General features: G+C 36.3%; 27 protein-coding genes and 1 pseudogene. 13 read left to right on the plus strand and 15 right to left on the minus strand.

Annotation, left to right across the window (positions count from 1 at the left end; translation table 11 throughout):
* Nucleotides 1-66: 66 nt before the first annotated feature.
* Nucleotides 67-546 carry a hypothetical protein gene (locus tag GMB29_RS24835; protein ID WP_136352271.1) on the minus strand — a complete coding sequence of 160 codons (480 nt, stop codon included), beginning with the start codon at nt 544-546 and terminating at the stop codon, nt 67-69.
* A 384-nt stretch (nt 547-930) separates the two neighbouring features.
* Here GMB29_RS24835 and GMB29_RS24840 point away from each other — a divergent pair, with 384 nt between their 5' ends.
* The 3 genes from GMB29_RS24840 to GMB29_RS24850 all read left to right on the plus strand — a co-directional run bounded on the left by GMB29_RS24840 (nt 931) and on the right by GMB29_RS24850 (nt 4,352).
* Nucleotides 931-1,842 carry a phosphatidylinositol-specific phospholipase C/glycerophosphodiester phosphodiesterase family protein gene (locus GMB29_RS24840; RefSeq protein WP_211091253.1) on the plus strand — a complete coding sequence of 304 codons (912 nt, stop codon included), beginning with the start codon at nt 931-933 and terminating at the stop codon, nt 1,840-1,842.
* Between the two features lie 783 nt (nt 1,843-2,625).
* Entirely contained in the window at nt 2,626-3,243 is a 618-nt protein-coding gene (locus GMB29_RS24845) for an acetate uptake transporter (RefSeq protein ID WP_136352270.1), read from the plus strand.
* A gap of 713 nt (nt 3,244-3,956) precedes the next feature.
* A complete protein-coding gene (locus tag GMB29_RS24850) occupies nt 3,957-4,352 on the plus strand; it encodes a hypothetical protein (protein ID WP_136352269.1) in 396 nt (131 codons plus the stop codon).
* A 119-nt stretch (nt 4,353-4,471) separates the two neighbouring features.
* Here the strand turns inward: GMB29_RS24850 and GMB29_RS24855 are convergent, their stop codons facing one another.
* Nucleotides 4,472-4,981 (minus strand): FUSC family protein, encoded by a 510-nt coding sequence (locus tag GMB29_RS24855; protein WP_136352268.1) that lies wholly within the window; start codon nt 4,979-4,981, stop codon nt 4,472-4,474.
* Between the two features lie 646 nt (nt 4,982-5,627).
* Between GMB29_RS24855 and GMB29_RS24860 the strand changes: the two genes are divergently transcribed.
* The 5 genes from GMB29_RS24860 (at nt 5,628) to GMB29_RS24880 (ending at nt 9,027) form a co-directional block, all read left to right on the plus strand.
* Nucleotides 5,628-6,011 carry a hypothetical protein gene (locus tag GMB29_RS24860; RefSeq protein WP_136352267.1) on the plus strand — a complete coding sequence of 128 codons (384 nt, stop codon included), beginning with the start codon at nt 5,628-5,630 and terminating at the stop codon, nt 6,009-6,011.
* Between the two features lie 266 nt (nt 6,012-6,277).
* Entirely contained in the window at nt 6,278-6,619 is a 342-nt protein-coding gene (locus tag GMB29_RS24865; protein ID WP_136352266.1) for a hypothetical protein, read from the plus strand.
* Nucleotides 6,620-6,650: 31 nt separating this feature from the next.
* Complete coding sequence (locus GMB29_RS24870) at nt 6,651-7,100, plus strand: hypothetical protein (RefSeq protein ID WP_155443946.1); 450 nt, start codon at nt 6,651-6,653, stop codon at nt 7,098-7,100.
* Between the two features lie 216 nt (nt 7,101-7,316).
* The gene (locus tag GMB29_RS24875) at nt 7,317-8,243 is read left to right on the plus strand and encodes a hypothetical protein (protein WP_136352264.1); all 927 of its coding nucleotides are present in this window, start codon (nt 7,317-7,319) and stop codon (nt 8,241-8,243) included.
* A gap of 7 nt (nt 8,244-8,250) precedes the next feature.
* Nucleotides 8,251-9,027, plus strand: coding sequence for an SH3 domain-containing protein (locus tag GMB29_RS24880; RefSeq protein ID WP_136352263.1), 777 nt, complete (start codon nt 8,251-8,253; stop codon nt 9,025-9,027).
* A 93-nt stretch (nt 9,028-9,120) separates the two neighbouring features.
* Here the strand turns inward: GMB29_RS24880 and GMB29_RS24885 are convergent, their stop codons facing one another.
* From GMB29_RS24885 to GMB29_RS27780, 9 genes are all read right to left on the minus strand, one after another.
* Complete coding sequence (locus tag GMB29_RS24885; RefSeq protein WP_168733795.1) at nt 9,121-9,708, minus strand: competence protein ComK; 588 nt, start codon at nt 9,706-9,708, stop codon at nt 9,121-9,123.
* 179 nt (nt 9,709-9,887) lie between these two features.
* Entirely contained in the window at nt 9,888-10,058 is a 171-nt protein-coding gene (locus GMB29_RS24890) for a hypothetical protein (RefSeq protein WP_155443947.1), read from the minus strand.
* A gap of 470 nt (nt 10,059-10,528) precedes the next feature.
* The gene (locus tag GMB29_RS24895) at nt 10,529-11,335 is read right to left on the minus strand and encodes a TIM barrel protein (protein WP_136352261.1); all 807 of its coding nucleotides are present in this window, start codon (nt 11,333-11,335) and stop codon (nt 10,529-10,531) included.
* A gap of 151 nt (nt 11,336-11,486) precedes the next feature.
* Complete coding sequence (locus GMB29_RS24900) at nt 11,487-11,657, minus strand: hypothetical protein (RefSeq protein ID WP_155443948.1); 171 nt, start codon at nt 11,655-11,657, stop codon at nt 11,487-11,489.
* A gap of 23 nt (nt 11,658-11,680) precedes the next feature.
* Complete coding sequence (locus GMB29_RS24905) at nt 11,681-12,163, minus strand: MarR family winged helix-turn-helix transcriptional regulator (protein ID WP_136352260.1); 483 nt, start codon at nt 12,161-12,163, stop codon at nt 11,681-11,683.
* A 419-nt stretch (nt 12,164-12,582) separates the two neighbouring features.
* Nucleotides 12,583-13,176 (minus strand): CBO0543 family protein, encoded by a 594-nt coding sequence (locus tag GMB29_RS24910; protein WP_227551426.1) that lies wholly within the window; start codon nt 13,174-13,176, stop codon nt 12,583-12,585.
* A 544-nt stretch (nt 13,177-13,720) separates the two neighbouring features.
* Nucleotides 13,721-14,536, minus strand: a complete 816-nt coding sequence (locus tag GMB29_RS24915; RefSeq protein ID WP_136352259.1) for an SGNH/GDSL hydrolase family protein — start codon at nt 14,534-14,536, stop codon at nt 13,721-13,723.
* Nucleotides 14,537-15,127: 591 nt separating this feature from the next.
* On the minus strand, nt 15,128-16,237 hold the full coding sequence (locus GMB29_RS24920) for a GerAB/ArcD/ProY family transporter (RefSeq protein ID WP_168733793.1): 1,110 nt from the start codon (nt 16,235-16,237) through the stop codon (nt 15,128-15,130).
* A 174-nt stretch (nt 16,238-16,411) separates the two neighbouring features.
* Nucleotides 16,412-16,546 (minus strand): hypothetical protein, encoded by a 135-nt coding sequence (locus GMB29_RS27780; protein ID WP_264766586.1) that lies wholly within the window; start codon nt 16,544-16,546, stop codon nt 16,412-16,414.
* Between the two features lie 450 nt (nt 16,547-16,996).
* Between GMB29_RS27780 and GMB29_RS24925 the strand changes: the two genes are divergently transcribed.
* The 3 genes from GMB29_RS24925 to GMB29_RS24935 all read left to right on the plus strand — a co-directional run bounded on the left by GMB29_RS24925 (nt 16,997) and on the right by GMB29_RS24935 (nt 17,714).
* A complete protein-coding gene (locus GMB29_RS24925; RefSeq protein ID WP_136352257.1) occupies nt 16,997-17,215 on the plus strand; it encodes a DUF1659 domain-containing protein in 219 nt (72 codons plus the stop codon).
* Nucleotides 17,216-17,282: 67 nt separating this feature from the next.
* A complete protein-coding gene (locus GMB29_RS24930; protein WP_136352256.1) occupies nt 17,283-17,501 on the plus strand; it encodes a DUF2922 domain-containing protein in 219 nt (72 codons plus the stop codon).
* 72 nt (nt 17,502-17,573) lie between these two features.
* Nucleotides 17,574-17,714: a YvrJ family protein gene (locus GMB29_RS24935; protein WP_136352255.1), complete on the plus strand. Its 141-nt coding sequence runs from the start codon at nt 17,574-17,576 to the stop codon at nt 17,712-17,714.
* A gap of 77 nt (nt 17,715-17,791) precedes the next feature.
* On the opposite strand, the gene GMB29_RS24940 is transcribed toward GMB29_RS24935, so the two are convergent.
* From GMB29_RS24940 to xylA, 4 genes are all read right to left on the minus strand, one after another.
* Complete coding sequence (locus GMB29_RS24940) at nt 17,792-18,826, minus strand: aldose epimerase family protein (protein WP_136352254.1); 1,035 nt, start codon at nt 18,824-18,826, stop codon at nt 17,792-17,794.
* 59 nt (nt 18,827-18,885) lie between these two features.
* Nucleotides 18,886-20,319: a D-xylose transporter XylE gene (gene xylE, locus GMB29_RS24945; RefSeq protein ID WP_136352253.1), complete on the minus strand. Its 1,434-nt coding sequence runs from the start codon at nt 20,317-20,319 to the stop codon at nt 18,886-18,888.
* A 387-nt stretch (nt 20,320-20,706) separates the two neighbouring features.
* The gene (gene xylB / locus GMB29_RS24950; RefSeq protein WP_136352251.1) at nt 20,707-22,206 is read right to left on the minus strand and encodes a xylulokinase; all 1,500 of its coding nucleotides are present in this window, start codon (nt 22,204-22,206) and stop codon (nt 20,707-20,709) included.
* A 19-nt stretch (nt 22,207-22,225) separates the two neighbouring features.
* Nucleotides 22,226-23,551: a xylose isomerase gene (gene xylA / locus GMB29_RS24955; RefSeq protein WP_136352250.1), complete on the minus strand. Its 1,326-nt coding sequence runs from the start codon at nt 23,549-23,551 to the stop codon at nt 22,226-22,228.
* Between the two features lie 313 nt (nt 23,552-23,864).
* Between xylA and GMB29_RS24960 the strand changes: the two genes are divergently transcribed.
* Nucleotides 23,865-25,049 carry an ROK family protein gene (locus tag GMB29_RS24960; RefSeq protein ID WP_136352249.1) on the plus strand — a complete coding sequence of 395 codons (1,185 nt, stop codon included), beginning with the start codon at nt 23,865-23,867 and terminating at the stop codon, nt 25,047-25,049.
* A 259-nt stretch (nt 25,050-25,308) separates the two neighbouring features.
* Nucleotides 25,309-25,866: pseudogene (locus GMB29_RS24965) on the plus strand (nucleotide-binding domain containing protein); the annotation flags it as partial.
* Nucleotides 25,867-26,202: the final 336 nt, after the last annotated feature.

Raw genomic sequence — 26,202 nt, forward strand, 5'->3', positions numbered from 1 at the left:
GGACAATATCCAAACGATTAATGTCCTCTTTTAAAAGCTAAAAGGTTTATAATATCTAGACAATAGTTACTTATTTCTAACTAACCTAATATGAATTGGTAGTATAAGACCGAAAGCAATAAGAAACACAGGTATTGAAATTAACCAACTCCATCCTTTATATTTCATATACCCAACATAGACCATCCCAAATTCTATTAAAAGTGATAGTAAAGTGAAACCGATTGTCAATTTCCATTTATTATCCTTTGTAAGGAAGTTTAAATAAAGTATTGCAAGTGAGGTTGGTATAAAGGTATAACTGAGAATATCTCCAATTCCAGCTTTATTCGGATCCCCTATATCAAAAAGGTCAAATACCCTCGCAATTAGACCATCGCTAAACCAAGTAACAAACCCTACTACCCCAAATGTAATATAGATTTCCCTCCAAGAAATGTTCTTTTTGGGGATTATAAGGGCTGTTATAGCAAATAAAATACTTGCTGCAACAGGAAACCATAATCCCTTTGCTCCTAAGTCTAAATTTTCTATAAATTCCCGCATTTATCTTTACCCCTTTAATTTTGTATTTTATTTTTTGCTATTGGAAAGAGTTATATACTATGTGAAATGATCAAATATTAATATCAAAACAAATAGATTGTGAACAATTATACTTAAGCTAAGGGGTGAGTATAGTTGCATAACAAAATTGTATTAACTAAAAAGGAAATTAACTTGATTTTCTTTTAAACGAACAAAAGATAAAAGTTTAATTTTTTTATTAAATTTATATTTTTTTATTTTTTTGTAAAAATATTTTGCCATTTATATAAAACATGTAAAGTAATTAAAGGGTTTGTTAAGAATCCTGTAATTTCATTGAACTTTAATGGTTTTTCTCTAAGATGGAAAAGGTAATCTATTATTATAGGAGGACTAGAAACTATGAAGAAATTCTTGGCTGTTTTAACACTTATTGCTTCTGTTTTCATGCTATCTTTTACAAATGTTTTTGCTGTTGCCGGGGAAAGCAATTCACCATTATCTAAACAAGAGACTGTAGTTCCTCTTGCAAAAGCTCACGCACATAATGATTACGAGCATACCCGTCCATTAACAGATGCCCTGGAGCATGGATTTACGAGTGTAGAAGCTGATGTTTGGCTTGTTGATGGTGAACTCCTTGTTGCACATGATAAAGAGGATTTACGACCAGATCGAACATTGAAATCACTATATCTTGACCAAATGAAGGAAAGAGTTAAAGATAATAATGGAGCCGTTTATCCAGGATATGATAAAGAGTTCATCCTATGGATCGATGTGAAGTCGGAGGATGTAGCGACCTATCAAGTTATCCATGAACAGCTTAAAAAATATCAAAACATGCTTACAAAGTTTTTGCCTTCAGGGGTAAAACCGGGGGCGATTACTGTTTATATTTCAGGAAATCGTCCAAAAGATCTAATGGAGAACCAGCCCGTTCGCTATGCAGCCTATGATGGACGAATGAGTGACCTTGATTCAGGTGCATCCAATGAGTTTATGCCAATTATTAGTGATAATTGGACAAAACATTTTACATGGATGGGTGTAGGTGAGATGCCAAAAAATGAAAGGGACAAACTGAATAATATTGTTTTAACCGCTCATGATAATGGACAGAAAGTACGTTTTTGGGCGACCCCTGACATCGCATCTCCAGCTAGGGATGCTGTATGGAAGGAACTTTTGAAAGCGGGTGTTGATTTTATCAATACCGATGATTTAGCTGGCTTGCAGCTTTTCTTAATGAAAAATGATCCTCAGCCTTCTGAACCTAATATTACTTGGGAAACCACTAACAATAATAAATAAAAGCTGAGGATTCAGTGTAAAATAATCCTTAGCTAAACCACCACTTGTGTTAAAAAGTTCGATTATCAATACAATGGAAAGGCGCTGACTGAGTGTCATCGCCTTTGTGTGTTTAATAAGGTCTATTGAGGATATAAAGTGTTGATTTTTTTGTGATAGCCATTTCTATTACATCTTCAACTGACGGGGGTGCAAAAGTTAATGATCGGACTACTGCGGCAGTCCCTTTTCTTCTTGTACTAAAGGGCAGGATTATTTTGTTAATCTACCTATATTAGCTATAAATAGTGGCATTAAATAAGAGGGCTGTTGCCCTCTTATTTAATTTCCTTTATAAATTCTTCTAAAGAGTTATATAATACAGATGGTTCCCATACACCCATACCGTGTTCAGCAGTCAGAACAGGATAATTTTTATTATTGGTATCTACAAATATCGGATCACCTATGTCTAATAGACCTTCCCAAGAATCTTTCCATACTCCCCCACCTAGCTTATTAAAATTCGAAATGTCCTATTGAACTATACTGTCTTCGTTATGATTTAGATCATGATAATAATAGAATGGCTTTGTGATTTGAATCCTAGCGGTAGGAGGTTGAGGGTAAAAGAAATTTGGAGAATATAGATTATTCCGTAATTCAATGTTGTTATGTTCGTTGAGAAGTGATTGCACCAGTTATTTGCCTTTGGAAACTGCTGCTGACATGCTGGGCAAAATATTATTGACATATATTATTTTTTCCTTTATTTTTATATGAGTTTGTTTTTAGGAGGAAATAATGGATACTCAGAATCATACGCAAGTTAAAATTACAACAGCAGATCCATCAGCACTTGGCTTATTTGGATTGGCAATGGTCACTCTTGTTGCATCTTCACAAAAATTAGGACTGACAGAAGGACTTTCTTTAATTGTACCATGGGCATTCTTTTTAGGCGGCCTGGCTCAACTAATAGCTGCTTTTCTTGATTCAAAGCATAACAACATATTCGGAACAACTGCTTTTGGAGCTTTTGGCCTTTTTTGGTTTGGAGTTGGAACGACTTGGTTAATTCAATTAGGAGCTTTTGGGGAAACCCTTGCAGAAAATGCAGATGCTAAACAGCTTGGAGTTGCATTTATCGGTTATTTAATCTTTAGTATATTTATGACGATTGGTGCGATGGAAACCCATAAGGTGCTCTTCTTTATTTTTGTATTTATTGATTTATTATTTATTGGATTATCATTGAGTTCGTTTAATATTATGCACGAAGCAACCCATATGCTTGCTGCTATTTCAGAACTATGTATTGCTTTATTGTCATTCTACGGTTCTGCAGCAGTTGTGTTAAATACTCATTTTGGACATATTCTATTACCAGTAGGGAAACCTTTTGCTATATTTAAAAAATAGAATGTTGGAATAAGTTTATGAAAAGCATGAAAATAATTATGAAACCTATAAGAAAACGATTTATTATAATGTTACACATCATATAGGGTAAAAAAGAAAGGATAGATGAACAGGGGAATTATACCTGCTTACATCTATCCTTTTTGTACAACATATTACCTTATTATTAGTTTTAACAAATTATATCATTTGTATCTTCTTCCAATATTGTCTTGTCAGGAACAATCCCGAGTTCAAGGGGCTTCACTCCAACAATGTTAAAGTGAAAAAAATGAAGAAAATGAAATCAATTATAAAACTGATTGGTAAACCGGATCAACACCATCTTTAGTTAAAATGGATTAAGTCACAATTAATCAAGAGACCCCCTGCTACTTAACCAAGTACGTCTCCACTTTTTTATCAAATACGTGCTTAGCAAAAAGCATGCTCTCTATTCATGGAGTTTGTCTTTTAAATTTCAACACTTTATTCACTGAACCAGAGAAAACCCTTAGAATTTAGTTAATTCAAAGGGTTCTTTTTTAATTTAATATTGAACTAAGTTGCTCGTTAAGTTTAACTCTTCTTGCCCCATTGGTTTAAACAAGTTAAAAGTTAAGCAGCTTTTCAGTTTTATTACCTACGTTTCCTATCATCATAAATCCTTAATGGTTGAATATATTGCATGTAGAGTCATTAAAATTGCAACGCAATTGATTGAGGAGAGGGAAATGAAAAAATTAATTAGCGTTAGACTGGCAAGTAATATAATAATCACCATTAATACACTAGCACTTTTGATGCATGTCCTGATCCTTCTAAAAATTGTGCCACATGATTTTGTATGGGGAGGACGATTAAAGAGTGAGGCGGATTTAATTATCTTTGAAATCATATCAATCGTTGTGCAAATACTATTTATTTCAATTATTGCTATAAAAGCAGGATATGTCTTCAAAGGAAAGCTCAAAAGAACAGTGAATGTCGGTACATGGGTCATGTTTGGGGTTATGGTGCTTAATACAATAGGCAATTTAGCTTCAAGCTCTGCCTTGGAAACATTGGTCATGACTCCATTAACCATTTTGCTTGCACTTTTGGTTTTCAGATTAGCAATTGAAAAATAATATGACAAAAAGTCCGAAAAAGCGGTCTTTTTCCATTACCTAAAAAATCAACAACAAAAGATAACAGAGCCATTGATTTAAAAAATCATTTCCCTTTATCTTTCGCTTATGAAATATCCCTACTTAAGTGCCTTCTGCAAATTCATCAATTCTCTCTGTATACTTGGGAATCCTTCTATTTCCGGGATATTTTTTATTGAATGTGAACGTTTTTGACTAGCTGCATTGGCCGTCATTTCACAGGCGTAAAGCAATTGTGAAAGTGCTTGATCGGTAAGAATCGGACGTTTCTCCATTTTTGAGCAATCCTCCAGGAGATAGCTTACATTCTCGATGGAAAAGATAACGGGCCAATAATAATCCAAGTCCTCTCGATTAACTGGAATTTCCCCCGCAGCTGTATGGTAAATTGTTTTTAAATTCGCTAAATTGATTCGCATTTTTTTTAACTCTTTACTATTCCTCGCATGAAAGCCATCTCCCTGTTCAGAGAAAAGAACCAATAAGAATTGTGCCTGAGCCCGGATCGTTTTGGTAATTAAATGTGGAATGCGACTAGATGCAGACTTTCTTCCAATCAACCATACACCAATAAGACCAATCACAATCCCGATCATGACATCGATCATTGGCAGTTTTTACAAAATTTATTGCTATTTACCAAGTAGTGCGGTGTGGATGATTTCCGCAACAGATGCTCGCTTTCCTCGGGGCGGGCGGTGAGCCTCCTCGGCTTAAACGCCTGCATGAGTCTCACCTGTCCCGCTGCTCCCGCAGGAGTCTCGCACTTCCGCTCCAATCAACCTTAAATAACAAAGGTAAAGAACAAAATTTTTGTTTTACATGTTTTCTTTCGTGATCTCTATCATAGGTTATTTTGTCAGCATTCATTTATTATTATGTTCATAGTTCTAAAACAATAAAAAAGTAGCTTTTTAAAAAGGTTGCAAAAATATCCTTTAAAGTTGCAAAATAACCACGATAAGTTGCAAGATTATCAATCAAAGTTACAAAATGATTACTCTCAGTTGCAAGATTCCTTTATTAACTTGCAAGATCATATCAAAATTAATAACCACCCCTCTCGTCAAAGCACGATCCTTGGTTCAATTTCTCCACCTTCATACATATAATGACAAATATCTCTCCTTCTCTAGGAAATAAGACCCTTATTTTGTATACTATTATCGTAGATACATATTTTCATAAGGGTAGTGAATTCTATTTAAAAGCCCGATTCAACAACAAATCCCAGAGCTTGCCGAGCGTTTTGAAGTGGCATTTAATCAGATTCATAGTGTGTTAAAACGGTTGAATCCACATGATCAAAATGATGCGTTTATGAAGCTTTTATTAGAGGCTAGCCGCAGACATTCTTATATTCATTCCTTTTTTGTTGATTTAAAACAATATGCCAAGCTGAGGAATGCGCTTGTTCACGAGAAGTTACGAATGCGTACGTATATTGCATATCCACATGAGGAAGTTGTTCTTCATATTGAGAAGATTGCAAGACTATTAACGGCACCTCCTAAAGTAATGACGATTGCATCGAAAACCGTTATTACTCTTCTATCCTCTCATTCAATTGAATATATTATACAAACAATGAATACCTCGTCGTATAACCAGTTTCCGATTTATCAGGATGGGAAATAATTTTCCTTTCTTTTAACAGAAGGCGGCTTAACTGGCTGGTTGGCTGCTAATATCCGAAATGGACAAATCCAGCTGACAACCTTGTAATCACAATAGAAGACACTCAGCTGCCTGATTGGGTTATCACACATTCGCATAAAGGTCCTTCTAATAAAAGAAGCATTCTGATTCAGCATGCTGAGGCACAAGGAATCGATGACGTTCCAGAAGCGATATTAGATAGAATAGATCCATACTTAGAAAAGCTGCAGCTATTTGAAATTGCCATGCTTCCAGATAAGCTGCTCCCTGTTTTAAATGGCAGCATCGATCTAGAAACGATGATCAGTCAACTGCAAAGTCAAGTGGAAGAACGAGTCAATCATTGGTATCATGAACATGGACATTCTCTTAGTCTCGTTTCTCAATATGTGACACTAGCAATCTTAAAAGAAGTCCCTGAAAAAACCTTTATGGAAGCATCAACACTTATGGCACAACACCTTCAGCCGTTATGGATACAAGGGAATGAGCAAGCGTTTTTAACGGATGGGGAGCGTTTAAACATCCTGCATGCTGAACGCCTCACGAAAAAAACAAATACGGATATTGGCTACATGGATGCATGACAATATCTTTTATCGTTAAACAGTGGTAAAAGTGTTAACAAAGCTCATCACTTCAAATCAATATGTCCAGGAGATTATCAATCTCCTAAAAAGCTGGAGTGCACAGCGAAATAATCTTGCCCTTCAATGGACGGCAACTGTTGCACTCGGATCGGAGATTGGCATTTTTCTCTATCCGAACACATTTACGTACTTACTGAAACTAGGAAGCTTGAACGTAGATTATGAGGAAGCATTTTACCAGCAGTTTGGAGATTGGCTGCTTGCAGAACAGGAAAAGCGTGAGGAACCATTTGAGTTTCTACACTTCTTTTTCTCAATCATCCGATTAGATGTCCAAAGCCTAGTCGATACACAGACTGCTGATCATATACAGAAACACCTTGCGCCATTTCTAATCGAAGCACTTAAATATAGCAAAAAAAAGAGATTAGGTGAGGAGTTTTTAACAATGACTGCAACGGAACAGCCTAAAAAATAGCTCCCCTCGCCCTCACCCTCCTCTACCATGAAAACAGGTCAGTAGGAGAGCGAACAAAAAATTGGTTAAAAATCAGGATGTTAACTCAAAACCGTCAGCCTTTTACCGAATTATATGAAGAAATGATGGATGAACAAAAGCGCAAGCTGCTTAATCCGAACTAATTCCAAACTTTACTGACAAGAATGTTATTTAAGCAATAAGGAGGAAATTCAAATGAATTTAATCGAAGTACAACCAGTTAAATTTAGCTTTTTTGAAAAGCCGCCAGCTTCATCCATGACACAAGCATTTGTCTATACAAACGAAGATAGCAACTTCTTGGTTGTAAAAAATGGTGACCGAATCTCACGAAGTGATCTGCGTGCAGGCAAATATACAAAAGTATATATCGTTAACATGTCGACATTAAACTTTCAATATGAAAACGAGGTGCCCTCACAGGATCGCGGCCGTCAATTCTTAGTTGACCTGTCCATTGATTACAAGGTGGTCGACCCAATTTCACTTATTCAGCAAGGTGCTGGTGAAATTGTTACCTATATTAAAAAGAAAATTCCGTATTGGCTCGAGGAAATCACATGTGACTATCCAATTTCTGAGGCAAAACGAGTAAAGCGCCATATCGAGGATCTTCATGAGCATTCATCAATGGTTGCAGGATTAAAACAAGTCGGCGTCGCTGTTACAGATATTAATGTGCTCGTGAAACAAAGTACACATGACCAAGAGCATGATAGAGAATTTAGAAAAATTGATCAAGAGTATGAACTAGAACAACATCGCCGTGAGAAGAAATTGAATAACGCCAGCTTCCTCGCAAATGAAATCCAAGATGCGATCGAAGCAGGCAATCTAATCAAAGCCGTTTTAATCGCTGAAGAAAATGAAGATGCACGAAGCATCGTGAAAAATCGCATTCAAAATGAAGAAAGATTCCGTATCGAAGTGCAGGAACAAGTACGAAATATCTTACTAGACCCTGCAGTCGATGAAGTGGAAGCAAAAGAACAAATTGAAAAAATTAGAGCTTATTTTCCTCATGATCCAATTGGCAGAGAGAAAAATGAGCCACAAGAAAACCATTATGATGATCCTCTTGATGAATTACGAAATATCTATCAAACAACAAAAGGAGAGTAATTAACCTGTGGAAACCATTATAGATCAAGTGTTTTGGCTTTGGGTGCCACTGTCATTACTGCCAGTATGGTTACGAATTGCGCTTGTGACCTATTTTGTTATCATCATAAGCAGCCCCATTCTTATTCGTCTCTTACCGAAGCTTATTGAATGGTTAAGCATCATCTTGAAAAAAGCGATTGAACTTGTTTCATATCCAATTATGAATTGGTTTCATACATTCCTAACAAAAAGGAGAAATGCGGGCAATTACGTGATCCCGTCGTGGATCGAATTCATTGAGGATACGTTTGCTGTTCTGATAAAAGGATTCGGCAAAACGGAGCATCTCGTACAAAAACGCCCGACTAGACACAAAGCACACTTAAAAAAGACCTTTCGAATTGCCGCATTTATTCTAGCAATCCTCTTACCAATTGCGATTGTCAAGAACCCGACACAAGCCTATGCACAAACATGGCATAAGTTTGATAAGTGGGCAACAGAAGAAAAGGTCCAAAAATCATTAGGATTTGATCTTAGTGGTTTGCAATCAAAGGTAGTAGCAACAGTCGAATCAGTCAATCCAACAGAATTTACACTTAAAGAGCAGTATGAAGAGGGCGGAAATATTCGTGACACCCCATCCCTTAACGGAAACATCGTCGAGTCAATTAAAGTAGGCGAAACCGTCACATATTTAGAGGAAGAATCGATTGATGATAGAGGGATTACCTGGCTAAAGGTGGAAACAGACTCTGGCAAAGAAGGCTGGATCTCACAAAAGATTGTAGAAGAAACATAAGGTCATCCACTTACACTTGAATACATCAAAAACTAGAAATCCATCAGCCGAATATGGTTGGTGGATTTCCATTTTCATTTCATAACTTACGATCTATTGCTCTAATTGATCATGCTCCACATCCTTATTTAACGTATAAAGATTTGCATCCTCTGCCACAACCTGCATTTTATAAAGATCTGTCATTTGTTCCTGTCTGTACCCTTGCGTACTGACAACACGTGCGGCTCTTGATAATCTAGTTTCTAAGGCATCTCTCGTGATATCTAATTCAACATGCTGATTGTTTGATAGGATGACAACTGTACGATTTTCTTTTGGAACAATATCTTTTACATGTTTATAAGAGAGCCATACACATTCCGGTTTGTAAGGTGAGCATGTCGGCACCATACAAATTCGATTTGATTCACTTATTAACACAGGCAGCATGCGTTGCCCTTTTAAGATCATGGAAGCGTGATGCAACCTGCCCTTCAGATCACTCCCATAATAAATACAGCTTTGGTTGACAATCGCTAACGAACCAGCATTGACATCAACCTCCTGATACAACTCTAGTATGGTACTGTTTAAATAAGCATGCTTTGAATACCATGGAAGAATGATCATGGTTAATTCATTAATAATGTATGGCACCTCTTTAACTTCCTTTTGGATATTATGTTGGAATTTCTTCATATTCTTCATCCTCCTCTAAAACTTTTACCTTTCATTTTTTAAAGGAGTTGGATATAATACCTAGTATAGTTGGCATATATCCAACTCACTGCACCCTTTTGCACACGCCGCTCAAAGTGTTTGCTAAAGGGTTTTTCTATTCCCATTTCATTTGCGATCCCTCCTTAACTAGAAATCGATTAATGAACAAGATTCATAGGTTCTGTGTTTTCTATCTCTCCTTCAACAAAGTGGATAATCGTTTCTACTTGAATGGCTCCATCAAAAGCATGGACGATCCCAACTTCAATAAACATAGAATCCTCAAATGGCGTTACTTCTGTTAGAAAAAAATGCTTCAAGGTGAACATATACTTCATCTCCCTTTTGCCTAATGAAATAATGACTTGCCTGCTGCAATGCGATTCCATCCTTTTTTACTAGATTGCTCATACAGCTAAATAGATTCACTTACACCTCCTATTCTTTTAAAAGATTGATTTTGTCTGATTGAACTTAGATGCAGGCTTTTAGCGGAAAAACGAAGTATACATATTGAAGTCGAATCTTGGTGGATTTTACGAAGTTAATTATACCTTCTGTACTAGGTAAATAACACTAATTTTTGTAAAAATTTACAATAAATTAAAATTCAATTTCTTTATTTTTTCTTTAATAAAAGTTTGTTTTGTTTAATAAAAATACCATTTTCAAAAATCTAACACGAACATATATTCTATAAAAATTAGAATACGACCATAAAGACAAGTCAATACGCACCTTTTTTAAAATAAAAAAAGAAGTGCTACAACACTCCCTCTTAAATAAGAACGTTATATTGTCAAAAAATCTTAGATGGTGACAGGATATCTAAACGATTAAAATACTTTGCACTTTCAATCATCGGACTGCAGTCAAGATAGTTCGATTCTTTTAAATCTATTTCAAAGATAAAGTCGGTATCTTTCACATATGATTTAACCATTTTCCAATCAATATTTCCTTTTCCTAGGGGCAATGAATCATGAGTAAGGCCTTTTGAATCGACGAGATGGTAATAGTGTGCATATCGATGGTAGGTTTCTAAATGATGATGTAATTGATGATTCTCACCTTGTAAGGCGATAAATGAATGACTAATGTCGATATTTAACGGCAGGTTCAACGGTTGGACGATTTCTTCCAAAAGATGAGGATTACCAGCCGAGAATATACCTCGAATTGTATCTTCCCAAAGAAAACATTGATCACTAATTCTTAAAATCTCTTCAATACGCTTTCTCGTTTCGATTCGTTTGGTTTGATCAACAAATTTGCTGCTTTCAGATTTTGCATAATGACAATGAATGATGCATTTGATTTTTTCTTGTTTACAAATACTTGCTAACACAGAGGAAGACCAATCATAAAAGTCACGCATCTCTTTACTTGAGCTAATGATATCTAAATACTCTCCCTTAAATTTCGAGGGATGATGAAGATAGACACGGATACCTTCTGAAGTTATAGCTCTTATTTGGCTTACAAGTTTTTCTGGTTCATAAAGATTCTCTTCGTTTATATGTAGCTCCAAGATTTCAGGTTTATATTTTAGGCGATTTTGTATTTGATTCTGTTCTAAGGAAGATTTTAAACGTATATTCTTCAAAAGTCTCAACTCCTTTAACCTTCGAGATTTACATTCATACAACTTTAATGGTACACATTGTTTGTGATAAAAACCACATTTGTTTATTAAGAAAAGGTAAATTTTATCAAACTAACATATAAAAAAGCCAACTCTTGTGTTGGCTAACTTGTTAAGCAAGATTTCTTGTACTTTTTTTTGAGATATTTTGATAAATAAACGTAATCATTTTCTTTGTTTTAATCCCTTGTTGAACAATGACAATCGAGTAAATCGTTGTAAGTATCAGGCCTATGATCGCTGTCCAAAATAGCGTGTTCATTTTATCCCCAATATTTATCACGTACATTCCCCCTTATCACCTTATCAGTAACTGCCTGTTTTGACTTGCTTGTACCAATTTCCAAAATTTTCACTCTTATTAACATCCAAAATTTTTTGAGAGCATTCAAGAAAATGTTCAATTTCATGATTAGTTAAATGACTAATATTCAAAGGAAAGGAATCCATTTTACCAACTGAGTTAATTAATTCTTGTATCAGCTGAATACCTGTTGGAGTTAGGTTGACTTCTTTATACTTCGGTCGTTTATCTTGGGAAATTTTTATTAGTCCTCTTAATTCCATCGGTTTCAATAACCTTGAGACCGTTGAAATATGCCAACAGCCTAGATCACTTAATTCTGATGGTGCAAGTGATTTTTTATTTGATGAGTAAAGCAAAAATAAGATATGCTGCTGAGCTGGTGAAATTTGGTGGCGTTTCCCCAATATTGCCCATTGCTCCTCAACACAAAAGTATAAGGCACGTATTGTTAGAAGTAAGTTTTGCTTAATAAGAAGATCCATATTTATCCCTCACTTGTAAATACAACTGACATTATTATTCATCTTATTCTAAGAATTATTCATACATCATCATACATTTTCTGATTATATGAGAGAACTAGAATGCAAACCAAAAAAGCCAACTTGAACTGTTGACTTCGCGCATTTTTTATCAAATATATACTCTTTTCTTAGAGATTGTTGTTTTTAAAACGAAAACCATTTAAGGTTGATTGGAGCAGATTGCGATACTCCTGCGGGAGCAGCGGGACAGGTGAGACTCATGCAGGCGTTAACAGCCGAGGAGGATCACCTCCCGCCCCGCGGAAAGTGAGCATCTCTCGCTGCAATCAACCACACCGCATTACTTGGTAAATAGCAATAAAGTTTGCGAAAACAGCCAATATAAAAAACACTAAATTTATGAGTGCTCTATTTTTTCAATCCTTACTTTTCTCTTCCTTAGTATGAAGATATATAAATACATTTGTTATACCTTTTGAGATTAAAATAATAAGGATATATCCCAAAAATAAGTAAAAAAAGTTCGCTCCAGATTTTAAATGCATAAAGTGATGGGCAGCAAGTAATGGCTTTAAGAGAAAAGTTAAACCAGCAGCTACTAAAAAAGAATAGATATAGAAATTTTTGTGCTTTATTAATGTCCATTGATATAAAAAAATAAATAAGACCGGTACGAAAGAAGTGTCTAACCCAAAGTGAATAGGCAGGAGAGGAATCGCTTTATATGGATATTCCCAAAAATTAAATCTTGTCCCGATTGCATCAATATAAACCATCCAAATATGAATGTTCAATCCAAAAAATCCTAATAAAAAGATTCTTTTACGATCAATAAAAAGATATAAAATAACGAGTGGAATAATAATCATTCCGACAATCACCCAAAATTGCCATGTATCAAATGATGAATAATCATACCAATAATCAATCATCTGTTTTGACATTTTTTCTTGCGCTTCCTTATATTCATGAAGTTGATTAATTTGATCTTTTGGTATATCAATTCTCATTGGTTCACCTCTATGTAACACTTTTTATTTCCAAGTGAAAATAGTATGTGCAATCAAATGAAATAAATTCCATGTTGCGATATTTTTCCATGCCAAAAGATCGTGAGTACTAAAAAGTTAATCAGGAAACTCCAATTGTCTTTTCCCCTTAATAAATTCACCCTTTTAAGGCAATAAAAAAAGAGCTTTATCAGCTCTTTATAAGATATTATTATTTTTTAGAACAGTAGTTTTAAAGTTAAAAAGAATGTAAGCCATAATGGAATACTTAACAATGCCCCCCAGATCATTCCGTTAAACACATTTCCTTGATGCTCCATTATTAACACTCCTTTTTTGGTTTAAAGTAGCTTGTCCTTATTATAAATGAAAACACTTTCTTTTTATATGTTTTTATCGTTGTTAATTAAAAACGTATCTTTACTTTGTGTGTTCATATATAAAAAAGCCAACTTATGATGTTGGCTCAGGCTTATCCTACAGAAGGTATTTTATGCAAGCTGAATGAAATTGCATATGATATTTTCAGTTGGTACTAGCCATACTACTTAGCAACAAAATAATCGATTAAGTATTGCGACCATACTTTATTTCCATTTTCATTAGGCATGCTAGTCGGTGTTAAATAATTCTTTATTTTTTTATCCTTCCCATTAGGCCAATTTCCCCAATGATCGATGAAAGCGATGTTGTGTTTTTTAACAAATTCTTTCAGCTCATTTATTTGCTTCGGATAATATGTTGCCCCATAGATTGGATTTGCCGGCTGCAGAAGAATCGTTACAGCTTTATTTGCTGTCTTCCAGGAATCAATCATGTCTTCTATACTGCCTAATCGATTATTTATCGGGATTTTTCCGCTATTATCTTTAAGGGTAAAAGGCTCAAATAAGACTACATCAGGCTTTTGCTTACTAACGTTTTCGTATGATTTTGAACGTAGCACATCAATGGAGGTCTTGTCCCCTTCTGAAATAACCGTGACTTTAATTACTTTCTCGCCGTATGTAGATCGTAATTGATTCCTAAGCAGCTCAGGCCATGCACCTTTTTTAGCAGAAGTACTTTCTGAACCGTAGATGACAAGATGTACTGGTTTTCCAGAGGTGGAAGCATGTTGAATTTTTTTCTGCAGTTGTTCTGGCAAATTTTGAGTATATGTAGATAGATCGCTCTCTTTTTCTTCTACTTCTTTTATAGGAATTTCCGCACCCATCACGTTTTCCTCTATTACTGCAGGTTCTTTATAGTTCTCCACCATTTCAGCTTTGGCTGATATCTTATTATTCCAGTGAATATTCCCAACAATAATAGATCCTGCACATACTAACACTGTTACAATACAAATTAGCTTACCCATTACACTCCTCCAGTTTCGCTATGTGTCAAATTGTTCAATCTATGAAATTGATTTCAGGTTTACTAGTTTCAAATTTAAAAATACCGATCAATTATGGTATCTATTGGAAAATCCATTTTAATTATAGAAGGTATCGACGTCATTATCTATTCTTTTTGTTAGACAAGTTTCGGGTAGGACTTACAAAAATATTCAACAGGTTTATTGAACGAAAAGAGAGGGATTAAAAAAGCGAGGGAAATTGTTGGTTAAGATGTTCAGACAGTATAAAAATTTTATGACTATTAGATATAGTTTCTCCATCAAATTTATTCATTTTCGCTAAATTCCATCAAAATAGACATAAATCATTTCGGCCACTTAATGCTCTTCAACTTCATATTTTTTAATCTTTTCAGAAGTTTTTCCATACCTCATCCCCCCTTAGATAAAGCAACCTGTAATGCCTGTTAGATAGATTTTACTTAAAGAAACTGAAAAAACCTCAATATCTCTTTGGATCAATAGATTCACATACCTAATGCGCAAGTTGATCCATTTCAATCGTAATCAATTAAATATCTTAAACATATCTTCAATAATAGATTGACTTCAGGTAGACGAATTACCAAGGTTAAATTTTTTACGGATAAATGCAATACAAAGCAGTATTATTGGCACGATTATTTGTAGTGGCACGAAAAGATAGGGAATAAAATAATCATATGCAATTTTCAAATATTCAACAAAATTCGTTGCAATTAATAATGATAATGGAGAAATAATGGTCCCTAAACCGAGTAGTACCGATTTAGTATGATTTAACTTAACTAATTGGGAGATTGCATCAGCAGCACCAAATATACAACCCCCAACTTTAAAAAATACCCCTGATACCATCATTAAAATAACCAATGCATCAAATCTTTCAAGGAAGTCTGCAATAGAAACCATCTGAGTAGCTGTAAAAAAAGGAAACCAATGCTCACCATAAATTTCTGGACCTAAGACAGATAAAACCAAAATTGAATTAATGGTAAGTATTAACCCACCGACTAAAATTACAGTCATGCCTACCTTTCTAATTATTTGTTTGTTATTTAAATAAGGAATAAATATCATAATGATAATCATTTCTCCAAAAGGAAAGTTTATAATACCAGGATATACCTCTTTCAAAATTGGCTTTAATCCATTTCCCATTATAGGGGTAAGGTTATTTAGATTAAAATCTTCCACACTTAATAATAAAATCCAAATAACAATCAAAGATATAATGTATAGTGGAAATACCATTTCTCCCATTCTTACAAATGCCTCAACTCCACCACGAAGACAATAGATCACTAATACCATAAAACTTCCAATCACTACGACTGTTGGGGTTTCAACTAACAATGTAGAAGAAATTAAATCCCCGAAATCACGGCAAACCGTTGCTGCTAAATAGATAAAGTAAAAAAGATAAGTCAATATAATTGGATAAGAAAGGTACTTTCCGATGATTTTTGGTAACATTGAAAATAATGTATCATTCGGATAATAAAGTGATAATTGTGTAAAAACACCCATTAGAATCAGACCACTTAACATACTAATCAGAATTGCCAACCATGCATCCTGCTTTGCTCCAGCCCCTATATCCAGAATAATCGCGGTTCCAAGTTCGAATCCCACTATGACATAAAAGAGTTGAAGTGCACTTATTTTTTGTTGTTGCATAATGGTCTCCCTAGAACGATATTTCATTCTTGCTTATTATTTCCAAGCTTTAACACGTTATGCTAACTTTTAGCAATAAGGAAGAAACTGAATTATAAAACCACTCATTTTACCCAATCCTAATCATCGTCTGATGAACGACCTTTTCTTTAATTATCGTCCTCTTATCGTCCTTCATAGCTCCGATGAAAGACCTTTTCTTCGATTTTCGCCCTCTTTTGGTCCTTCATAGCTCGGATGAACGACCTTTTCTTCGATTTTCGGCCTCTTTTCGTCCTTCATAGCTCCGATGAAAGACCTTTTCTTCAATTCTCGTCCTCTTTTGGTCCTTCATAGCTCCGATGAAAGACCTTTTCTTCAATTCTCGTCCTCTTTTGGTCCTTCATAGCTCTGATGAAAGACCTTTCCTTCGATTCCCGTCTTCTTTCGGTCCTTCATAGCTCCGATGAAAGACCTTTTCTTTAATTCTCGTCCTCTTTTGGTCCTTCATAGCTCCGATGAACGACCTTTTCTCGATCCTCGACCTCTTTTGGTCCTTCATAGCTTTAATAAACGACCTTCTCCCACCCTCAACCTGATTTCATCCCACATCCCCCTAATGAACGACCTTCCCCTTCATCCTCAACCCCTTTTGACCCTTAAAGTTAACAATAGGAATAAAAACACTCCACCAACCCCCATCTTTTTTAAAAAAATATAAATTCCCCGCTACCCAACTTCCCCTTTCTTTCTATATATAGGGTGAAAGGAGGTGAGAACATGGCGGTTCAAGTATTAATCGAGTCTCAACTAAGTCTTGTCTTTGATATGGGTTTAGATGAAAAAGGAAAAGTGATTTTGAAGCGTAAAAATTACAACAACATCAAGACATCAGCCACAGCTGATCAATTGCTTCAAGCAGCACAAGCCATTGCAAGCTTACAAACACAGTCACTATCATCGATTGAACGTAATGACACGAATCAAGTGACGAGCTAATGTGACGACCAGCAATGGAGGTCGTAGCATGATGTATTAGGAAAACAGAAATGAGGAGGTGAACATGATGGCGAAAACATTAGAACTGCACTTTTTAAATACAGAGGGAAAAACAGTGAAAGTAAACATTGATTCTCCAAAGGATCCAGTTGATCAGCTAGCCCTTTCAACAGCAATGGACCAAATCTTAGCTTCTAATATTTTTATTACAACAGGTGGAGATTTTGTCTCTAAAAAAGGAGCGAGAATGGTTGACCGTAATGTAACAGAAATTACACTTGCTTAATAGATCGAGGGCTGACAACGAAATGTAGCGTCAGCCCTTACCCTTATTCCATTATAAAAGAGGTGTGAACAAATGGAACAATGGTTATCAGTCATTAGTGAAGTCGGCTTTCCGATCATCGTTACCCTATATTTACTGAATAGGATTGAAAGCAAGCTCGACACATTAAATCACTCGATTCAAATGCTTCCAACACAGCTGCAGAAGCAGTAAAAATAGACAGAATGGGACCAACTATACAAGTCGGTCCCATTCTGTCTATTTTGTCGGGATAAATTTATACGCCAGTTTCATTCCACCCCAAACGAAAAGATGGTTTGCTTTTTATAAGCTTCACCTGCTTGTAATACAACAGATGGAAATCCTTCGTTGTGCAATGATGCTGGGGAGGCTTGTGTTTCAAAGCAAACACCTAGATGCTTTCGTGAAGGACCTTCCGCCAATTCAAAGCCTTTACTCAAATTATTGGATGTATACATTACCATGCCAGGCTGATCTGTTTTGATTGTCAGGACACGCCCGCTCGTTTGTTCTTTTACAATGACCTTTTCATTGCTATTCTGATCAAAGAGAAAATAATGATCATACCCATTGTTGGCCAGTTGATTTTGTGGTGAATCAGATTGGATCCCATCCGCTAGCTTTCGACCTTGGCGAAAATCAAATGGTGAATTTTCAACAGGCAATACTGTTCCTGTTGGGATAAGTGACTTGTCAAGCTCGACATATTGATGACTTTGAATGGTCACATGGTGATCGTGAATCGTCTCTTTCCCATTTCCACTTAAGTTAAAATAGGAATGGTTTGTCATGGTAAGGGCTGTTGTTTTATCAGATGTAGCAACATAATCGACGATTAACTCATTCTGTTGATTTAATGTATAGGTAACTATCGCCTCTACATTCCCAGGATATCCACCCTCTCCATCAACACTGGAATGTGAGAGTTTCACACCAATCGCCCCATCCTTTTGAAAGGGTTCGGCATCCCAAACAACACAATGAAAACCGCTTGCCCCGCCATGGAGATGGTTTCCGCCCTCGTTTGCTTCTAAAGAATAGGTATTCCCTTCAAGCGAAAAGGAAGCGTTTTGAATTCTTCCTGCCACTCTACCAATGATTGCACCGAAAAAGTTGGGATTAGATTCATAGTCTTGATCATGTTTATAGCCTAAAACGACATTTTCCAGCTTTCCATTTTTATCAGGAACAATGATTTTGGTCATAATCCCGCCATAGTTTAAAAGATGTACTTCCATACCATGATCATTCATTAATTTGTAAAGCTTCCATCTGCCTTTTACTCGTTCCATTTCAATCCACATCCGAACACTCTCCCATTACTAAAAAGGACAGGGTTTGTTTCACCCCGTCCAATTATTGATTATCCGATTTTTTTAGATTGTGTGCTTGTATGACTTTTATCAGCACTCCAAATACTTTCTAATTGCTCTAGTGTTTTTCCTTTTGTTTCCGGAATCATCTTCCAGACAAATACCATTGATAATACACTCATGACTCCATAAAATCCATATGTCATCGCACCGCTAAATTCCATCATCGGCGGATATGTTGATGAAATAAAGAAATTCGCCGCCCATTGCGCTGCAACGGCAATCGCCATCGCTTGCCCTCTGATTTTGTTAGGGAAAATTTCAGATAAGAGTACCCAACAAATCGGTCCCCATGACATCATAAAGGAAGCCGTATAAATAATAATAAAGACAAGTGTGGAAACACCGATAATATCAAAATAAGCTAAACCGGCTACACCAAACATCCCGATGGCCATCCCAATTGAACCAACCATTAATAATGGTTTACGGCCCCATTTGTCTACAGTAGCAATTGCAATAATCGTAAAGACGACATTGATGATCCCCATGACAACCGTTTGTAACATTGAAGCATCCTGTCCTGCTCCCATGCTTTCAAAAATTCGCGGTGCATAATATAAAGCAACATTAATCCCGACAAATTGCTGGAAGACAGAAAGTAAAATCCCGACAATGATGACTATTTTGCCGTAAGAAAGCAATTTACCAGATGATGAACTACTAGTTGATAAGGTTTGCTTAATCTCACTAAGCACTTCTTTTGATTTTGTTACAGATCCATTTACCTTTGTTAAAACAGCCAATGCTTTTTGATCGTTGTTTTTTGATACTAAATAACGAGGTGTTTCCGGTGCAAAAAATAACAAGACCCCGAAAATTAGGGCTGGAATCGCTTCAGAAGCAAACATATATCTCCAACCAGTATCATTGATCCATTCCGCTGTTTGTCCATTGGCAATTCCCCAGTTTACGAAATAAACAACGAGCATACCTAATATAACAGCGAATTGATACCAAGAAACTAATCGACCTCTAATTTCAGCTGGAGCCATTTCGCCAATATAAACTGGTGCGATTGCTGACGCCAGACCAACACCGATCCCACCAATAATTCGATAAATATTAAACACAATTAGCAGTTCAATACTTGGTTCTCCCGCAGTGAAAAATAAAAATTCTGGAAAACCAGACCCTAATGCTGATATAAAAAATAAGACCGCCGCAATAATTAAAGAGTTTCTTCTCCCAAAGTTATTTGAAAAATATCCTGAAATAAATCCACCTATAATACACCCAATTAATGCACTTGAAACAGTTAACCCATGAACGAATGAACTTAATCCTAAGCTATCCGTTAAGTAAATTTGTAACGATCTCTCTGCCCCCGAAATAACAGCTGTATCGTACCCAAAGAGCAATCCGCCTAATGTGGCAATGAGTGTAATCGCTATAATATAGAAAGAGTAATTTTTTGTTTTCATAAATTATGTGTCCCTCCCTTGATGAAAAAGCAATCCAGTAAAGCGCTTTCCTTTCTATGATTAGTCGTTACAGATGTCCTTTACAGCACCCACATCATTACTTCTTTGACGTGGAGTACTGTAAAAGAAGGACCGGAAAGAAAAAATTGGTCTCGACAATCCGTTTAAATACCTCTTAAACATCTATGAAAGACAAGCATCATGATTAACCTTGCAACTTTCTTAGATAATTTTGCAACTCTTAATACGAATCTTGCAATTTTCACTTTTATTTTTGCAACTCTTAAGGTGAATCTTGCAACTTTCACTATTAATTTTGCAACTCTTAAGGTGAATCTTGCAACTTTCACTATTAATTTTGCAACTCTACCTTTTGACCGCAATCATTCAATTTCGATATTCCATTAAACGTTTGTTTAATCCAGTAGTTGCCGGATAAATATCTTTGTAGATTTCATATAGCCCTCTATATGATTCAACATGTTCTTGAATTGGTTCATACACTTTTTCTTCTCGCAAAAATTCCTTTGCACAATCCTGTAAGGATGCAAACCAGCCGCAGCCATATGCAGCTAACATGGCCGCCCCCATTCCAGGACCTTGCTCACTTGATAGCTTAACAATTTTTGCATTAAATATATCAGCCTGCATTTGGAGCCACGCTTCATTTTTAGCTCCGCCGCCAATGGAAATAACAGTATCAATGTTTTTGCCATTTTCACGGAAAATCTCGACTGAATCATTCAGTGAAAACGTAATCCCTTCCAAAACAGCTCGGGCAAAGTGTTCCAGCTGATGGGAGCCATCCATTCCGATAAAGCTTCCACGTATTTCGGCATCAACATGCGGCGTTCTTTCACCTACGATATAAGGTGTAAATAACAATCCATTTGCCCCGATTGGAACCGATCCCACATTTGCTAAGAGATTTTCAAACGATTCTTCTTTCGCAAAAACATCTTTAAACCATGTGAGACTATAACCTGCTGCTAATGTAACACCCATCGTATAGTAGACATCGGGTGCACTATGATTAAAATAATGAACTTTCCCTTGAAAATCCTTCGTCCCGTTTTCTTCATATGAAAGAACAACGCCGGACGTTCCTATGCTGCATAGCGTTTTTCCATCTTCTAAAATGCCTGCGCCAATTGCCCCGCATGCATTATCTGCTCCGCCTGCAAACACGCGAACGGACTCAGAAAGACCCGTTCTCTTTGCGATTTCAGGAGAAATTGTCCCCACCTCATCATGTGAATGAACTAATGGCGGGCAAAGATGATGATCAATCTCTAACAGCTCACATATTTCGTTACTCCACTCCTGCTTGCGAACATCTAAAAGAAGCGTTCCAGCCGCATCAGAGTATTCCATATGCAGGCTGCCTGTCAGCTTATAGCGTACATAATCCTTAGGAAGAACAAACACTTTCGCTTTTTCGAAAACCTCAGGCTCGTTTTCCTTTACCCATAAAATTTTCGGCAGCGTAAAGCCTTCTAATGCTGGGTTCTTTGTAATATCAAGCAAGCGTTTCTCGCCAACGATCTCATAAATACGTTTACATTGTTCCGTTGTTCTCGTATCATTCCAAAGAATAGCATTCCGTAAAACATCATTCTTTTCATCTAGCAAGACAAGACCATGCATTTGTCCAGAAAAACTAATTCCTTCAATATCTTCAGGATTTCCGTTAAAGTCCTTGAGAAGATCAGACAGTCCAGAAACTGTCTGATCTACCCAAGCTTGCGGGTCTTGTTCACTATATCCTGTTTTTTCTTGAATTAAGGGATAGGCTTTTGATAGCTCCTGTACAACATCACCATGTTGATTGACAAGCAGAATCTTAACTGCACTTGTCCCTAAATCAATACCAATGACATATTTCATTTTAACACCCGCCTACTTTTTATTCTCCAGCGTAAAACGTTAGCAAATATTGGTTGATTTTCGCTTTGATTCTTTCTAATTTACCAGACTCTAATTTAATCTCTGATAAGCCTAATGCATGATCTTCTAATTTTTTAAGGTCCGTATTTCCTTGAACAATATCAAGGCCAATGCCTTCTGTGAATGTTTTATAGCGATCTTGAACAACACCGTCTAATACGTTATCATCAATTAATTTTTGCGCAATTTTTAACCCTACTGCAAAGCTATCCATACCTGCGATATGTGCATGGAATAAATCTTCCGGCTCAAATGAACCTCTGCGAACCTTCGCATCGAAGTTTAATCCGCCGCTGCCTAAACCGCCATTTTTAATAATCTCATACATTGCAAGTGTTGTAGAGTATAAGTCTGTTGGGAACTCATCCGTATCCCAGCCTAATAAAGGATGACCTTGGTTTGCATCAACAGAACCTAACATACCATGGATACGTGCATAGCGAAGTTCATGCTCAAATGTATGACCAGCTAATGTCGCATGGTTTGCTTCAATATTAAACTTGAAATGATTTTGCAGATCGTAATTTTGTAAGAAAGCGTACCCGCTTGCAACATCAAAATCATATTGGTGTGAAGTAGGCTCTTTTGGTTTAGGTTCAATTAAGAATTGTGCATCAAAACCGATTTCTTTTGCATAATCAACAGCTAGATGGAATAAACGAGCAAGATTATCCATTTCTAGTTTCATATCTGTATTAAGTAATGTTTCATATCCTTCACGGCCGCCCCAGAATACATAGTTTTCTGCACCAAGCTCTTTACCGATTTCCAGCCCCTTTTTCACTTTTGCTGCAGAGTAAGCAAACACATCTGCATGGTTAGAAGAAGCAGCACCATGTACGAAACGCGGATGCGAAAAGTTATTTGCCGTATTCCAAAGTAATTTCGTCTTGCTGTCTTTCATGTAATCTTTCAACATCGCAACAATGATATCTAAATTCTTATATGTTTCTCTTAAATTACTTCCTTCTGGTGCAATATCAGCATCATGGAAACAGTAATAAGGAACACCAAGCTTCTCAAAGAATTCAAACGCTGCTTCAACTCGAGCCTTCGCTAAGTCTAAGCCGCTAAATTTATCCCATGGACGATCAGCCGTTCCAGCACCAAATGGATCTGATAAATCAGCAGTAAATGTATGCCAGTATGCTACACCAAAACGTAAATATTCTTCCATTGTTTTATCGCCAATTTTTTCGCTTGGATTGTAAAATTTAAACGCAAGTGGATTTGTAGATTTTGCTCCCTCAAAATTGATTTTATTAATAGTAGAAAAGTATGTCATAGCTCATTTCCTCCTAGAAAGTGTTTTGTTTATCGTTTTATCGATTACTTATTTTGAATGACATTAACTTTGTTTAATGTTTAAACTAAGTTTACTCCCGTCGTGTAAACGTTGTCAATATTTTTCTTAAAAAAATTCATAAAAACCACTTAAAAAGAGATGGTTTTTTCTAAATCAACATGATAATTATTCAGGAAAGGCTGAAAATTACTACACATTGTATTAGCGATTAAACAAACTTTATGCATTTCCTACTGTGATAAACCAAGTGTTTATGTTACTATGAAAAAAAGAAATCTTATAAGGAGGAAAAATGAAAACGTTACAGACCGGCGATCAGAATCTTGTCAAACAAATCAATAAGTCCATCGTCTTTACGTATATCGGAAAAAACGGCCCTGTATCACGCGCCCAAATTTCGAAGGACACAGGCTTAAACAAAGCAACAGTATCGACGATGGTTTCAGAACTAATCACCGATTCCTTCGTTTACGAAATTGGAGCCGGACAGTCCAGCGGCGGGCGAAAACCAGTATTGCTTTATTTTAATAATTTAGCTGGCTATTCGATTGGAATTGACTTAGGTGTAAATTATCTACTAGGCGTATTAACAGATTTAAGCGGGAATATCATTGAGGAAATGAACATCCCTCTGAAAGAAACTGATTTTGAATATGTCATGAATGAGATATGTTCAATCATCGAAGCACTTATCAAGTCCGTGCCGGAAAGTCCTTATGGAATAGTAGGAATCGGCATCGGTGTGCCTGGAATGATCGATAGGGATGAAAACATACTCTTTGCTCCAAATCTAAAATGGCGCCAAATTGACCTAAAACAAATCATCGAAAATAAGTTCAACATTCCAACAAAGGTTGAAAATGAAGCAAATACTGGCTGTTATGGCGAGCAACTATACGGAGCTGGGAAAAACATCGCCAATTTAATTTATCTAAGCATCGGAATCGGGATTGGCGGCGGGATCATTATCAATAACACCCTCTACACCGGCACATCAGGTATTTCAGGAGAAATGGGTCATCTTACAATCGAATCTAATGGAAAAAAATGTCCGTGCGGAAATAGCGGCTGCTGGGAATTGTACGCATCTGAAAGTGCTTTATTAGAAGAAAGCAAATTAGCGGGTTCTATAGATGGAGACATTTCGATTGACACCATCCTGAATGAAGCAAGAAAAGGCAACCGAAAAGTTCTGCAATTATTAAATAATATTGGTGAACATATTGGAATTGGATTGACCAATATCATCAATACATTTAACCCTGAAATGATCATCATCGGAAACCGCATGGCTCTTTTAGAAAACTGGATCACAAATCCAATCAATCGGATCTTAACCGAGCGTCTGTCCACTTACCATAGAAGCAACACAAACATTCGCTTTTCTTCCTTAGGCACATACTCTAGTGCCCTTGGTGCCTCATCGTTTTCGATTGCAAAGTTTCTTAGTGACCAAAAGTTGGTCGTAAAATCATAAAAGAATAACTAGTGTCATTCGGTTTGTAACCGGGGACACTGGTTTATCTATACCCTTTATAGAGAGGAATCTACACTATTCCTTAACAGATATCTGTCATACACCAGCAATGGTTGTTATATTAATAGGATGAGACAGGCAGTACGCTGCCATTTAGTTGGGTATCCAGCACGGATCTGTGTATTCATTTTCAATAAACATTATTTTGTTAGCACTTTCTACACTTAGTCTTCTGATCTATCAAACTAACATATAAACGAAGGAAATCATTGATGACGCGATCGATCATGGCGGATTAATCGTTGTCGGTTCACATGTCCAAAAAACAACAGAACAATTAAGAACGCTTTACCCATTACCAGGACTTCACTTTATCGAATTCGATTGTCACCTTGTCCTAAATCAAAAAGCTTTCAGCACTGAAGTAACCCGCGTTCGCCACGAAGCAGAAAATAAAGTCTCACAAGGAATCACAACCGTCATTTACACCAAAAGAGAACGTTTAGATTTAGGCGAAAACATGGAAGAAGAAGAGCTTAAGCTTTCCGTAAAAATTTCCGATACTGTCACAAGCATTGTACGGGATTTTGCAATCAGGCCTCGTTACCTCATTGCAAAGGGCGGAATCACATCAAGTGATATCGGTACAAAAGGCTTAGGAGTCAAACGCGCAATCGTTGCTGGTCAAATTGCCCCAGGCGTTCCTGTCTGGAAAACATCGGCTGAAAGTAAATTTCCTTTTATCCCTTATATTATCTTTCCGGGAAATGTTGGCACGGTTGATACTTTAAAGGATGTTGTGCTGCGATTGGAGTAGTAAGAAATAATATAGCCAAATAATCTAGATAAAAAAAGTCGATTCCCTTTACGATAAGGATTCGACTTTTTTATGATCCAGTCTAGAAATTATATATTTGGTCAACGCTTCATTACATAAAAAAAGCATCTATACTGATGCTTTCAATGATCTTAACTGATCTTCTTTCTTTTTGTGATAATCGAGTTTATTTCTTAATTTAGCTTTTAAGTTACGATCAAGGCAACTTTCAAGCAGCTCCTGATGGTAATTCCTTCTGATATGATGCCAAACATATAGTATCTTAGATATCAACGACATTAAAACCGCCTCCTATCTTTGATTGCTATATTATTC

Origin of the sequence: Metabacillus sediminilitoris (assembly GCF_009720625.1) — a bacterium.
In the GTDB taxonomy this organism is placed as follows: Bacteria; Bacillota; Bacilli; order Bacillales; family Bacillaceae; genus Metabacillus; species Metabacillus sediminilitoris.

Excerpts from the sequence above, each read along its gene's own strand:
- GMB29_RS24835 (WP_136352271.1), bottom strand. The coding sequence starts at position 546 with ATGCGGGAATTTATAGAAAATTTAGACTTAGGAGCAAAGGGATTATGG.
- GMB29_RS24840 (WP_211091253.1), top strand. The coding sequence starts at position 931 with ATGAAGAAATTCTTGGCTGTTTTAACACTTATTGCTTCTGTTTTCATG.
- GMB29_RS24845 (WP_136352270.1), top strand. The coding sequence starts at position 2,626 with ATGGATACTCAGAATCATACGCAAGTTAAAATTACAACAGCAGATCCA.
- GMB29_RS24850 (WP_136352269.1), top strand. The coding sequence starts at position 3,957 with ATGAAAAAATTAATTAGCGTTAGACTGGCAAGTAATATAATAATCACC.
- GMB29_RS24855 (WP_136352268.1), bottom strand. The coding sequence starts at position 4,981 with ATGATCGATGTCATGATCGGGATTGTGATTGGTCTTATTGGTGTATGG.
- GMB29_RS24865 (WP_136352266.1), top strand. The coding sequence starts at position 6,278 with ATGCTTCCAGATAAGCTGCTCCCTGTTTTAAATGGCAGCATCGATCTA.
- GMB29_RS24875 (WP_136352264.1), top strand. The coding sequence starts at position 7,317 with ATGAATTTAATCGAAGTACAACCAGTTAAATTTAGCTTTTTTGAAAAG.
- GMB29_RS24885 (WP_168733795.1), bottom strand. The coding sequence starts at position 9,708 with ATGAAGAAATTCCAACATAATATCCAAAAGGAAGTTAAAGAGGTGCCA.
- GMB29_RS24890 (WP_155443947.1), bottom strand. The coding sequence starts at position 10,058 with ATGTTCACCTTGAAGCATTTTTTTCTAACAGAAGTAACGCCATTTGAG.
- GMB29_RS24905 (WP_136352260.1), bottom strand. The coding sequence starts at position 12,163 with ATGGATCTTCTTATTAAGCAAAACTTACTTCTAACAATACGTGCCTTA.
- GMB29_RS24910 (WP_227551426.1), bottom strand. The coding sequence starts at position 13,176 with ATGAGAATTGATATACCAAAAGATCAAATTAATCAACTTCATGAATAT.
- GMB29_RS24915 (WP_136352259.1), bottom strand. The coding sequence starts at position 14,536 with ATGGGTAAGCTAATTTGTATTGTAACAGTGTTAGTATGTGCAGGATCT.
- GMB29_RS24920 (WP_168733793.1), bottom strand. The coding sequence starts at position 16,237 with ATGCAACAACAAAAAATAAGTGCACTTCAACTCTTTTATGTCATAGTG.
- GMB29_RS24925 (WP_136352257.1), top strand. The coding sequence starts at position 16,997 with ATGGCGGTTCAAGTATTAATCGAGTCTCAACTAAGTCTTGTCTTTGAT.
- GMB29_RS24930 (WP_136352256.1), top strand. The coding sequence starts at position 17,283 with ATGGCGAAAACATTAGAACTGCACTTTTTAAATACAGAGGGAAAAACA.
- GMB29_RS24935 (WP_136352255.1), top strand. The coding sequence starts at position 17,574 with ATGGAACAATGGTTATCAGTCATTAGTGAAGTCGGCTTTCCGATCATC.
- GMB29_RS24940 (WP_136352254.1), bottom strand. The coding sequence starts at position 18,826 with ATGTGGATTGAAATGGAACGAGTAAAAGGCAGATGGAAGCTTTACAAA.
- xylE (WP_136352253.1), bottom strand. The coding sequence starts at position 20,319 with ATGAAAACAAAAAATTACTCTTTCTATATTATAGCGATTACACTCATT.
- xylB (WP_136352251.1), bottom strand. The coding sequence starts at position 22,206 with ATGAAATATGTCATTGGTATTGATTTAGGGACAAGTGCAGTTAAGATT.
- xylA (WP_136352250.1), bottom strand. The coding sequence starts at position 23,551 with ATGACATACTTTTCTACTATTAATAAAATCAATTTTGAGGGAGCAAAA.
- GMB29_RS24960 (WP_136352249.1), top strand. The coding sequence starts at position 23,865 with ATGAAAACGTTACAGACCGGCGATCAGAATCTTGTCAAACAAATCAAT.